We start from the raw sequence: 11,548 nt of genomic DNA on the forward strand, positions 1-11,548 counted from the left end.
ATAGCCTGCTTTGGCTTTTAATTTGCTATCTTTGTACGCATGACAAAGTTTAGCGAATTCCCGTATGTTGCCGACCGCTTCAACGCCGTCCGCAGGGAAACTGTACAAGTCCGCGTTGGCGAGGCTTTGATAGGGGGCAACGCCCCCATTTTAGTTCAGTCCATGACCACCACCAAGCCGAAGGACGTCGAAAAGACGGTGGCCGAGACTTTGGCGCTCGCCAAGGTGGGTTGTGGCCTGGTTCGCATTACCGCTCCGACATTTGCAGATGCAGCCGCTCTTGAAGAAGTGATGAAGCAGGTGCGTGCCGCCGGTTGCACGGTGCCGGTTTCCGCCGACATCCACTTCCAGCCGAAGGCCGCGTTCGAGGCGCTCAAGTGGGTGGAAAAGGTCCGCATCAATCCGGGTAACTTTGTCGACACGGGCATTTTGACGCTCGACCAGCAGACGGACAAGTCGTTTGACGAGGGCAAGGAAAAGGTTGCCGAGGCCTTCACTCCGTTTGTGCAGGAGGCCAAGCGCCTGGGACGCGCCATCCGCATCGGCGTGAACCACGGTTCGCTCTCTGCCCGCATGATTTACCGCTATGGCGACACGGTGGAAGGCATGGTGGAAAGTGCCATGGAATACCTGGCCGTGTGCGAGGCCGAACATTTTGACCAGGTTGTATTGAGTCTCAAGAGCAGCAACCCGCGCGTGGCGATTGCCGCCTACCGCATGCTCGCCGCACGTATCAAGCAGGAAGGCTTCAAGCCGTACCCGTTCCACGTGGGCGTGACGGAAGCGGGCGCGGGTGCCGACGGACGACTCAAGTCGGCCGCGGGCATCGGCGCACTCCTGCTCGATGGCCTGGCAGATACGATACGCGTGTCCCTGACCGAAGATCCGGTAGCCGAAGTCCCGGTGGCGCAGGAACTCATCAAGGCATGCGCTTTGCCTGCCGCGCCGACGGCGTACAACGTGCCGGTTCTCGAGAAGGACCCGTACCATTACGAGCGCAGGGCAACGACGCCCGTCGCTGTTTCCGGCGTGGAAATCGGCGGTTCTAACCCGGTGAAGGTCGGCGTGAAGGCCGATGCGATTGCACTTACCGGCGAACGCCGCAATGCGGAATTTGCCCTGCCGAGCCTGGATGCTGCCCCCGTGGTGCAGTTCAAGGATGCGATGGACATCGCGGGGTTCGCCGCGAATCCGGCGAGCGTGCCTGCAGGTTCCGTGTTCTGCTATACCGGAGCTGAGATGGTTTCTGGCGTGCGCGCCCTTGCTGCCGCATTGGATGCGGCAGGTCGCCAAGACCCCATTTTGCTTTACGCAAAAATCGGCGACACCGAAAAAGAAACCCTCCGCGTTTCCGCCGACATCGGAAGCCTGGTGACCGACGGTCTTGGCGATGCCGTCGTTATCGACGGCTACAAGGGCGCGAAGGAAAGCGTTCTCCTGGCGTTCGACATCCTGCAGGCCGCCTACTGCCGCCGCAGCAAGACGAACTTTATCAGCTGCCCGAGCTGCGGCCGTACCTTGTACGACATCCAGCAGGTCATGGGCAAGATCAAGGCCCGCTTCGGACACCTCTCCGACATTTCCATCGGCATTATGGGCTGCATCGTGAACGGCCCGGGCGAGATGGCTGACGCCGACTTCGGTTACGTGGGCGGTGGCCCCGGCCGCATTACGCTGTTCGAGGGCAAGACGGCCGTCAAGAAGAACATCCCCGAAGAAGACGCGATTGAAGAATTGGTGAATTTGATCAAGGATCGCGGTCGCTGGCAGGAACCTTAAAAGATCCTCGCCTTCGCGAGGATGACATTGAAGAAAAGATTTTAAACATTAACAAAGGACATAAAAATGGCAACTATTAAGACGATGAACAACATTTCCAAGAAAGGCTTGAGCCTGTTTGGCTCGTTCTACCAGGTTTCCGACTCCGTCGAAAATCCGGATGCCATCTTGGTGCGTTCCGCCCAGGTTGATACCGACAACTTTGACGGCTTGCTGGCTGTCGCCCGCGCCGGCGCTGGCGTGAACAACATCACTATCGACAAGGCTTCCGCGAAGGGCATCTGCGTGTTCAACACCCCGGGTGCAAACGCCAACGCCGTTGCCGAGCTCGTGATGACCGTGCTCGGCATGGCCGTCCGTAACGTGGACAAGGCCGCCGCATGGGTCAAGAACCTCGACACCACCGACCCGGACCTCGCCAAGACCGTCGAAAGCGGAAAGAAGAAGTTCGCCGGCATGGAACTCGCAGGCAAGACCCTCGGCGTGATCGGCCTCGGCAAGATCGGCGTGCTGGTCGCTAACTATGCCCGTTGGAAGAACATGCGCGTCATCGCTTACGAACCGTATCCGAACGCCGCCAACATGCACGAACTTTCCAACAAGGTGGAAATTGCCGACCTCGACACCGTGATTGCGAAGTCTGACTTCCTCACCGTGCACGTTCCGTTCATCAAGGGCGTTACCGAGAACTTGCTCAACCGCAAGAACCTCGCCGGCTTCAAGGGCAGCTACATCATGAACTTCGCCCGCGGTGGCATTGTGGAAATGGCCCCGGTCAACGAGATGCTCGCTTCCGGTTCCCTCCAGGGCTACCTCTGCGACTTCCCGGATGCAGACCTCATCAAGAACGACAAGGTGACCTGCTTCCCGCACCTCGGTGCCTCTACCGAAGAAGCCGAAGAAAACTGCGCCGTGATGGCCGTCGAAGAACTGAAGGACTACATCGAATTCGGTTGCGTCCGCAATTCCGTGAACTTCCCGGCCCTCGTTGATCACCCGCACGCTGGCGTCAAGAGCCGCGTCGTGGTCATCAACCAGGATGTTCCGAACATGATTTCCGAAATCACGAAGGTGTTCGGCGCCGAAGGCATCAACATCGCCAGCTTCTCTAACAAGAGCAACGGCAAGATCGGCTACAACCTTGTTGACGTCGAAAGCAAGGTGGATGACTCCATCATCGAGAAACTCTCCAAGCTCGACAAGGTCATCAAGGTCCGCGTGATCCACTTCTAATCAGGTGGGGGAGGGATCCCCCTCGCTTTAGCCAAAATTTATCCCCGCCTACGAGCGGGGATTTTTATATGTATTTAAAAGTCCGTCTTCATCAGGCTGGCGAAACTGAGCCCGTTTTCACGGGCATAGGCGAGGAACTCTTTTTCCTCTTGCGTAACGCGCATCTGGATAGTCAGTGGCTTGGAATATTTGGGTTTCCTGCCGGCGTTTTCCCTGGCACCACCGTGCCCGAACTCCTTTTCATAGGTCGCCAGGCCGGAGGCTTTACGGTAGGCCTTCTCTGTGATAATCTTCTCGCCCTTGCAGACTTCAGACTTGAGTTTTTTGAAGACATAACCTTCGGAATCTTTGACATAGACATACGACATCGTTACATCTCCTTTAGCCGCTGCTTGGCTAGTTTGATTTGATAAATATACTCTAAAATTTTGAAATTGTCAACATTTTCAAGTTTTGACAGGGGCATAACTCGAAAAAAGTTGTGCTCCTACCTATAAAACGGTTTCGCGGCGAAAATGAGCCAAAATGGCACTATTTTTTTTTCTACTTTTCTTTACAAAATAGGACTACTGAAATGAAGATTCTTGTGACAGGTGCGGCGGGTTTTATCGCTTCGAAAATCATGGCGATGCTTTCGGCCCGCGGGGACGAGGTTGTCGGGCTCGACAACATCAACGACTATTACGATGTGCGCCTCAAGTACGGGCGCCTGTGGGAAAACGGCTTCCGTTCTGCGAACGGAGGCGCGCTTGCCGAAATCCCCTTCGGGCAGATGCTCGAAAGCACGACGCTCGCGGGTGCGCGCTTTGTGCGCATGGACCTCGCCGACAAGGAATCTATCGACAAGCTCTTTGCCGCAGAAAAGTTTGATAAGGTGGTGAACCTCGCGGCACAGGCCGGCGTGCGCTACTCCATCACGAACCCGTATGCCTACATGCAGAGCAACATGGTTGGTTTCCTCAACATTCTCGAGGCTTGCCGCCATAATCAGGTGAAGCATCTGCTCTATGCGTCGTCCAGTTCTGTTTATGGCCTGAACAGCAAGGTCCCGTACAGCGAAGACGACAAGGTCGACAATCCGGTTAGTTTGTATGCAGCGAGCAAGAAGAGCAACGAACTGATGGCGCATTCCTACGCGAAGCTTTACGGCATCCCGATGACGGGTCTGCGCTACTTTACGGTTTACGGCCCGTGGGGGAGGCCCGACATGAGCCCGATGCTCTTTGCCCGCGCCATCTCGAAGGGCGAGCCCATCAAGGTGTTCAACAACGGTGACATGATTCGCGATTTCACCTACATCGACGACATCGCGGAAGGCAGTGTGCATGCGCTCGACCACATGCCTGTCGCGGAAAAGTGCCCGAACGGCGTTCCGTACAAAGTATACAACATCGGCTGCAGCCACCCGGTAAAGCTGATGGACTTCATTGCCGAAATCGAGAACGCGTACGGCGAGCCCGCGAAGAAGGAATTCTTGCCGATGCAGCCCGGCGACGTTTACCAGACGAACGCCGATACCACGAAGCTCGAGGCCGAATGCGGATACAAGCCGCATTGGAGCCTGCACGACGGCATCGCCGAGTTCATGAAGTGGTACAAGAGCGACAAGAATCCACTGAGGTAGATGATGCGCGGTTCACGGGCGGTTGTTGCGGTACTGTTGCTTGTCTGTGCGCTTTTTGCGGCGGACGTGTTTGTGCTGCCTGCCGTGACGCCCGAACTCAAGGCGAAGGCCTCGGAATACTATAACAACGAGTGCAAGGGCTGCCACCGCTGGGCGCGCAAGTTCGCGGCCCCGCCCATGAAGGATAACGTTGCGCAGTATGTGGAGAATCCCGAGGCTCTGGTGCAGTACCTGATGAAGCCCGAGCCCAAGCACCCCGACCAGTGGGATCCGATGGAAATTTCGCCCATGAGCGAAGCCGACGCGAAGATGATGGCGTCGTGGCTGCTGTATATTCTGGAGCACCCAGATGACCCGGGCCGACCGAAGTAAGCCGAAACGTTAATTCCCGAACAGGTCGGAATGCGTCCCGGTATCGACAAGTTCGAGAATCAAAACATTTTCTACGATCTTGTAGATTAACAGAAGGTCTGGCAGTACATGGCATTCCCTGTGCCCGATCCAGTTTCCGACTAAAGGATGGTCCTTAAACCGCTCTTCGAGAGTTTCACCTTTCTGCAAAATATGGACGACGTCATTGATTTTTTTGACGTTTTCAATATTTCGTTTGGCAATTTGTTTAATATGTTTCTTGTAGCGATTTGTGACTCGTAAGTTGTATTTGAATCCGTTTTCGGAACTCATATTTTGATCCCCAGTTCTTCAAGAAGCTCTTCGTGCGTAGCGTACGTCTTGGCGTTGGGGTCGTGGGCGAGTTGCTCACCTTCCTTGATCGCTTCGAGGAGTTCTTTGGACGGGGGCCTGGTGACGGCAAACGGGAGACCGTGATGCAGCACGGCCTGTTTCAGGAAAACGGTGAACGCCTGGGAAAGGGTCAATCCCAGGTCGTTGAAGAGTTCGGTAGCTTGAGCCTTGAGCTCTTTATCTATTCGGATATTTGTAACCACGGTACTCATACCTCTAAATATACAACAAAAAGTTCCAAATGTAAAGCATTTGTAGTATATATATTGTAAAAATGCACGGATGCCCAGTGCGGCGAATAGGAAAAAGGCTCCCTATCTACTATATAAAACGGTTTCGCGGCCAAAATAAGCCAGAAATTTTTGGTTACATGCTTTTTTTTACAAAAAAGGGAAAATTGGAATGCGTGCCGGAAGGTACAGGAAATTTTTGAGCAAATTGGGGATTTTCTTTTTATTTGGACGATTTCTTAATTAGATTTACGCTAAAGGGATGAGTGTGTTTAAACGACAAGGCGCATCTTTCGGAGCAACCCCGTTCAAGTGGGCGGGGCTCGTTTTTGCGGTTGTCTTTGTGTTCTTATTGGCGGACTTTTTGTTCGGCCAGAAGGCGACTCCTGTGCGAGTGGGTGCCGATGCGGGCGGCCCGAATTCGATAGCCTTTTTGCACGAACTTCACGGCGAAAACATCGGGCTCGATTGCAGCCACTGCCATACGGGTGCTGTTTCCGGGGCGCGCGCATATATGCCCGCAAAGGCGGATTGCATGGATTGCCACCGCCTGCCGCTCACTGAAAATCCCGGCATCGAGAAGCTGGATTCGGCGCTGGCCGCCGCTCCGGCATACCCCTGGAAGCACGAGTCCGCGTTGCCGGAGCACGTGGTGTTCCACCACGGGGTACACGCGGCCGCCGGGGTGGAGTGCGCGGATTGCCACCGCGGTTTTGCCGGAGCCCAGCCCGGCGCGAAAGCAAAATCTGTCGCGCCCCTTTCCACGGGCGCGACCGGAGCTCAGCCTGGCGCGAAGGCCGACGTGTACGGCGGCGAGAATTTCAGCATGCAGATGTGCATCGCCTGCCACAGGGGAGAAACGTTCAAACAGAAGAATTTCAGGCGGGCGGCAACGTACTGCGCCGCGTGCCACAGGTAGTTTATGGATAGGCGCGAGTTCTTGAAAATCCTTTCGGCGACGGTAGCGGGTTTTGCGCTGTTCGGGTGCCGCGACGGCTTGCTCGGCGATATGCCGGTCAAGGGCGCGCGCCTCAAGCTTGCTGACTTCGAGAACGAGGTGAAACTCGCCCTCTCGAAGATGAAGCCCGGTATGGAACTCGTGCGCGTGCCGATGCCCGCAGCGCTCAAGACTCCCGGTGCCTCGCAGGAGAACCGTTTTGGCATGGCTATCGACCTGGATGCCTGCGATGCCTGCGGCAAGTGCGTGCTTGCCTGCATCCAGGAGAACAACATCCCGCTTAGTGCTCCCGAGCGTGCGAACCGCGGGCAGTTCATGCACTGGATAGAGATGTGCGGCGGTGCGCCCGCGATGTGTTTCCACTGCGGGGATGCCCCCTGCGAGAAAGTCTGCCCGACGGGGGCCGCGAACCACACTCCCGATGGCGTCTCTGTGATGATGTACAAGCGCTGCACCGGGAGCCGCTTCTGCGGGGCGAACTGCCCCGTGCATGCCCGCAAGTTCAATTTCGATGACCCTGTGGCTTCGGGTCGTTCGCTCAAGTTTAACGCTGGCGTTCCCGTGCGCGAGAAGGGCGTGATGGAAAAATGCTCGCTGTGCCTGCAGCGCCTGCAGGATGCGCGCCACGACTTCAAGGCGCTCCATCCGGGAGAAAGTTTCCGCGGGCGCGGCGTGACCACCGCCTGTGCCGCCGCCTGCCCCAAGAACGCGATTATATTCGGCAACTGGCTCGACGAAGGTTCCCCGCTGGTAAGGGCCGCGAAGAACCGCGTGCTCTATGCCCCGAAGGCTATTGCGGCGCTTGACCCGGCTATCGTCTACATGAGGGGGCGTCGTTGATTTTCCGCATCCTCCTATATGCGGGGCTTGCGCTCCTGTTGCCCGGCCTTGCCGCGCTAGGGTATTCCCTCTGGGAAGGCCCTGCTGTGTGGTCGGTGGACGCGCATACCTTCTGGGGGACTCCCGTAAGCCTGTTCGTTTTCTGGATAGGCATCGCCCATGCGGGTACGCTCATTTCGGCAATTCTTCTGGCGCTAGGTGTGCCGCTCGATCGTCGCACCTCGATGCTTGCCGAACTCACGACTCTCTGCGCGCTCGTGGTCGCCGCGATATACCCGCTCATGCATCTCGGCGTGGTGGAAAATTTCTACATGGTCATCCCGTTCCTGGATGCACGGGGCAACTTCGCGAACGTGCGTTCCCCGCTGGTGTGGGACTTCTGCTGCATCGCCATCTATGCGCTGCTCTCGCTCGTGTTTTTTGCAATTCACCTGTTTGCGGATAGGTCGCAGGCGCTGGAAGATGTGCGCCGCCCGATGGCATGGCTACTCTTCCCGCTGGTGCTCTGGGTGCACACGATTGTGAGTCTCGATTTTGCAGTGACGTTCGTGCCCGAGTGGCGCGGGGCGTTTTTCCCGCTGTACTTTATCGCGGGTGCCATCTATTCGGGCCTTGCGATGGTGAACGTGCTGCTTGTTGCGGAAGGCTGCCGCGTGCGCCTGCTCGAAAAGCTCATGATGGTCGGCTCCTTCGTGATGCTCGTATTCTGGGCTTGGAACTTCGCGCTCAAGGGGGACTGGAACTTCTCGGTGTTCGCGTTCGGGGCGCTGTTACCGCAGCTCTGGTGGGTGTCTGCCGTGCGCGTGAGCCCGTTCGGGCGGCTTGCGGTTTCGCTCTCGGTGCTGCTCGGGCTTTGGCTGGAACGCTTCTACCTGGTAATGCCCGCCGAACCGCGCGGCTTTGGGTATGTCGATGCGGGCCTTGTCGCTTTTTCCATCGGGTTGTTTACAACGTTGCTTGTGATTTTGCGTGTAAAGTTGCGTAAGCCCATCGAGGGTGGGGAACTTCTTTTCGGCGAACTGGAAGAGGCTTCTGCGCCGGTTGTGGAACCCCATACGGAACCGCTCACGAGCCGCGAGTTTATCGTGTTGCGTTTCCCGTTGTTGCTGGGCGTGCTCGTGGCGCTTGTCTACACGCTCTGGGCGGTGTCGCAGCCCGTGTTCGATACGGTGGCGGTCGCTATCCCGAACGTTGCCCCGCTATTCTACCCGATTGTGGCGCTGGTGGCCGCTATTGCCCTATGCATACGCCCGGTATGGCAGGCGGTTTCGGCGCATAATGCAGATGGATGCGGTTCCCGTTACCTGAAAATCGCCTTTGCTATATGTGTGCTTATGTTTGCGTTTTTTGCGGGAGTGTTTTATGCGGGCGGTTCGTCTGCGCCCTCGAAATTCACGAGCTATGTTGACACCCCGAAAAATGCCATCGCACCTGATGGCCCGAAAATAGCGGGCGCATTTGATACGCTGCGGACGCGCGCGGTATGGAACGCGCGATGCAGCGGATGTCACGGAAAAGACGGCAAGTTCAACGCGAAGTTTGTCCGCGAGTTCTACCCGGTTCCGCAAAAGTTGACTGCGGCTCGTCTCGATTCCCTCGGGGAGGATTCCCTGGTACACGTGATTATGTACGGGCGCACGAACATGAACCCGTATGCTGACCGCATAACCGAAGCGGATGCCCGCGCCCTCGTGCGATACATGCGCTCGCTTGCCCCGGCGGACATCCCTGCACCCGAGATAAAAGAAACTGCACCCGAGATAAACGAGTCGGCGCCTGAGATAAACGATTCGACGCACGAGATAAACAATTCGACGCCCGAAACAAACGATTCGGCGGAGGTTCTACAATGATCCCGCTGATGAACGCTGTCGCCTGCCTCCTCGCGCTCGCCATGGCCCAGTTCTTCTGGCGCCGCCCCATCCGCCTGTTCAAGGAGGCGTTCTTCTTGCTTGCCGCCGTAGTCGTGTTCTGCGTCTACGCCTACTTCTCGGGCGACATGAACGACCCTGCGATGGAATCTTACCCCTTCCGCATGTTCGCGCTGGCCCTGTGCTTCTCTACGACTGCCCTGCCCGTCAAGCGCCGCCGTTACCTGCTCATGGCTCAGGTCATGTGGTTCTGGGTCGAGTTCTTCGGCTCCTTATCGCTTTTCTACCACGGCTTCGACATGCCGTGGACGCGCCTCTTGGCAATCGCCGTCTCCGTGTTTGGCTCCACGTTCCTCTCGCGCATCTCGCAGGGCATGGAGTTCGCCCTGATGGCTTACTGGATTGCCGTCTGGGTGTTCTTCTAGTTGATTTTGTAATAAAAACTTTACAAATAAGATCCGATAGCCTCCCGTCAAAGGCCGTATCCCCTTTATTGTGATAATTATGTAAGCATTTTTATTGATGTTGGTAAACTCTTTTTTAGATTTATAACAAAATATTAACCGAGAATACCTATGAACAAGAATTCCCAGATTTCGTTGTTCGGTAGGGCAGCCCTGTTTGCTCTTGCTTCTACGGCAATGCTGTTTGCCCAAGAGCCTGCCGCCGCTCCTGCCGGTTCTGTTGAACCTGAAACTGCAACCGAACCGGCTGCCGCAGCCCCCGCTGCAGAACAGCCCGCCGCCGCTTCGGCTGAGCCGGCAGTTGCCGCAACCGAGGGTGGCGAAGCCAAGACCGCATCTATCTTTGTGCAGGACCCGGCCATATTCCACCAGCGCCAGGCCGACTTGGAAAAGTTGAAGGGAAGCCTCCAGAACGTGAACGAGGGGCTTGATTCCCTGCTCGCCGACGCAAGCCACATCGCCAAGATGAACGACCAGTGTGCCGCGGTGAGCATCAACGACGTGATGGGCGACGAGTGCTGGACCTTCTACCAGGTCGAGTTGCCCGCCTTCGAAGAAAAGTACATGCAGGTTACCGGCGAGGTTCGCCTGGGCCATATGGAAACCGCCCGCGGTCTCGAGGACCGCAAGTTGCAGATTAACGCCTGTGTGGACGCTCTCTACAGCTTTGCCGCGTCTAAGGACCAGTTCCTGAACCTCAAGGGCGGCGTGTTCCTGGAACCGCTCGCCAAGGGCTTCGAGGCCCATTACGATTTCACCCTGCAGTACGAGCCCAACCACCGCAAGAACGCTCTCGCTATTGCCCAGAAGTGGGGCGAGACCTGCCGCGAGATGGTCGTGCGCCAGGATGGGGAAGGCTTTGCCCCGTACTTCATTGAACGCCTGGATAGGCTGAACAAGGACCTTGCCCGTGACGGCTCCCTGGCCATCTACAAGGTAGATACCGCCGCCGCCCCGACGGTCTACATGGATATCGCGAAGCCGGTCCGCAGTGCCTACTACCTGAACGGTGTCAAGCTGTTCCACAGCCGCATCGCCGCGGGCCCCGTAGACGAAAGTAACATCCGCATCAAGTTCGAGAATGGTGCTGCCAAGGTCGAGGGCGCCGAGGTGGTTGTCCAGCATGGCAAGCCGCAGCAGTTCAAGGGTGCAGTCCAGTTCGCCGAGAAGGCCGCGATGATGAACGGTCGCTGGATCTGGGAAAACCAGGGCAATACCGAAGGCGTTGACTTTGGACCGGTTTACGATGCCGATTCGCTTGCCACCGCGCAGGCCGAACAGAAGGCCGCCGAGCAGAAGGCTGCCGAGGAAAAGGCCGCCGAGGAATCCAAGGCCATCGAGAGCCGCCGCGGTACGCACTTCTCTCCCTGGGCCGCGGTTTCGGGCGTGTTCGCTCCCTATGGCGACAAGAGCCGCATAGGCTTCAAGGACGTAGAGAAGAACGACCTCGTGATTTTCGCTGACGGTGCCGCCGCCGCGCGCGTAAGGCTCAACTTTGGCGAGACCGGCGACGGCTTCATTGCCGTGGGCGCGGGCGGTTACATCGGTGCCGCGTTCAAGGGAGGCCTGCTGCGCTTGTACGTGGCGCCTCTCGCACAGCTCGAACTGGGCTACAAGGACTTCGGTATCCGCGAGACTGCCGTGATTGCAATCCCCGAGGATGACTCCAAGGAATGGATGCAGTTCAGGAGCGGCGTGTTCTACAAGTTCGGCTTCGTGGGCGTGGAAATCGGCCACGACCTGATTACAAACTTTGGCCAGGGCGGCTATGTTTCCGTCTTCTTTGAAATGTAATGGAGGGCAAG

At 57.1% G+C, this 11,548-nt stretch carries 12 protein-coding genes; 9 read left to right on the plus strand and 3 right to left on the minus strand.

The annotated features are described in order from the left end of the window. Nucleotides 1-39 precede the first annotated feature (39 nt). Together ispG and BUA44_RS07220 are read left to right on the plus strand one after the other, a co-directional pair. Nucleotides 40-1,779: a (E)-4-hydroxy-3-methylbut-2-enyl-diphosphate synthase gene (ispG, locus tag BUA44_RS07215; RefSeq protein WP_072810251.1), complete on the plus strand. Its 1,740-nt coding sequence runs from the start codon at nucleotides 40-42 to the stop codon at nucleotides 1,777-1,779. Nucleotides 1,780-1,845: 66 nt separating this feature from the next. Next, complete coding sequence (locus tag BUA44_RS07220; protein ID WP_072810253.1) at nucleotides 1,846-3,012, plus strand: phosphoglycerate dehydrogenase; 1,167 nt, start codon at nucleotides 1,846-1,848, stop codon at nucleotides 3,010-3,012. A gap of 74 nt (nucleotides 3,013-3,086) precedes the next feature. On the opposite strand, the gene BUA44_RS07225 is transcribed toward BUA44_RS07220, so the two are convergent. Further along, on the minus strand, nucleotides 3,087-3,380 hold the full coding sequence (locus BUA44_RS07225) for a hypothetical protein (protein ID WP_072810256.1): 294 nt from the start codon (nucleotides 3,378-3,380) through the stop codon (nucleotides 3,087-3,089). Nucleotides 3,381-3,586: 206 nt separating this feature from the next. Between BUA44_RS07225 and BUA44_RS07230 the strand changes: the two genes are divergently transcribed. Next, complete coding sequence (locus tag BUA44_RS07230) at nucleotides 3,587-4,636, plus strand: NAD-dependent epimerase (RefSeq protein ID WP_072810258.1); 1,050 nt, start codon at nucleotides 3,587-3,589, stop codon at nucleotides 4,634-4,636. Next, entirely contained in the window at nucleotides 4,637-5,008 is a 372-nt protein-coding gene (locus BUA44_RS07235; RefSeq protein ID WP_072810261.1) for a c-type cytochrome, read from the plus strand. Nucleotides 5,009-5,017: 9 nt separating this feature from the next. Here the strand turns inward: BUA44_RS07235 and BUA44_RS07240 are convergent, their stop codons facing one another. After that, nucleotides 5,018-5,320 carry a type II toxin-antitoxin system YafQ family toxin gene (locus tag BUA44_RS07240; RefSeq protein WP_072810263.1) on the minus strand — a complete coding sequence of 101 codons (303 nt, stop codon included), beginning with the start codon at nucleotides 5,318-5,320 and terminating at the stop codon, nucleotides 5,018-5,020. Further along, nucleotides 5,317-5,592: a type II toxin-antitoxin system RelB/DinJ family antitoxin gene (locus tag BUA44_RS07245; protein WP_072810265.1), complete on the minus strand. Its 276-nt coding sequence runs from the start codon at nucleotides 5,590-5,592 to the stop codon at nucleotides 5,317-5,319. Before BUA44_RS07245 ends, BUA44_RS07240 begins: the two co-directional genes overlap by 4 nt. Before the next feature lie 286 nt (nucleotides 5,593-5,878). Here BUA44_RS07245 and BUA44_RS07250 point away from each other — a divergent pair, with 286 nt between their 5' ends. The 5 genes from BUA44_RS07250 to BUA44_RS15630 all read left to right on the plus strand — a co-directional run bounded on the left by BUA44_RS07250 (nucleotide 5,879) and on the right by BUA44_RS15630 (nucleotide 11,537). Then, nucleotides 5,879-6,529 (plus strand): cytochrome c3 family protein, encoded by a 651-nt coding sequence (locus BUA44_RS07250; protein ID WP_178348761.1) that lies wholly within the window; start codon nucleotides 5,879-5,881, stop codon nucleotides 6,527-6,529. 3 nt (nucleotides 6,530-6,532) lie between these two features. After that, on the plus strand, nucleotides 6,533-7,408 hold the full coding sequence (locus BUA44_RS07255) for a 4Fe-4S dicluster domain-containing protein (RefSeq protein WP_072810270.1): 876 nt from the start codon (nucleotides 6,533-6,535) through the stop codon (nucleotides 7,406-7,408). Then, nucleotides 7,405-9,261: a c-type cytochrome gene (locus tag BUA44_RS07260; protein ID WP_072810272.1), complete on the plus strand. Its 1,857-nt coding sequence runs from the start codon at nucleotides 7,405-7,407 to the stop codon at nucleotides 9,259-9,261. The genes BUA44_RS07255 and BUA44_RS07260 overlap by 4 nt, the downstream gene beginning before the upstream one ends. Further along, nucleotides 9,258-9,704 (plus strand): hypothetical protein, encoded by a 447-nt coding sequence (locus tag BUA44_RS07265; RefSeq protein WP_072810275.1) that lies wholly within the window; start codon nucleotides 9,258-9,260, stop codon nucleotides 9,702-9,704. Before BUA44_RS07260 ends, BUA44_RS07265 begins: the two co-directional genes overlap by 4 nt. A 150-nt stretch (nucleotides 9,705-9,854) precedes the next feature. Further along, the gene (locus tag BUA44_RS15630; protein WP_072810277.1) at nucleotides 9,855-11,537 is read left to right on the plus strand and encodes a hypothetical protein; all 1,683 of its coding nucleotides are present in this window, start codon (nucleotides 9,855-9,857) and stop codon (nucleotides 11,535-11,537) included. The last annotated feature ends 11 nt before the right edge of the window (nucleotides 11,538-11,548 follow it).

The organism is Fibrobacter sp. UWR3 (assembly GCF_900143055.1).
Classification (GTDB): Bacteria; Fibrobacterota; Fibrobacteria; order Fibrobacterales; family Fibrobacteraceae; genus Fibrobacter.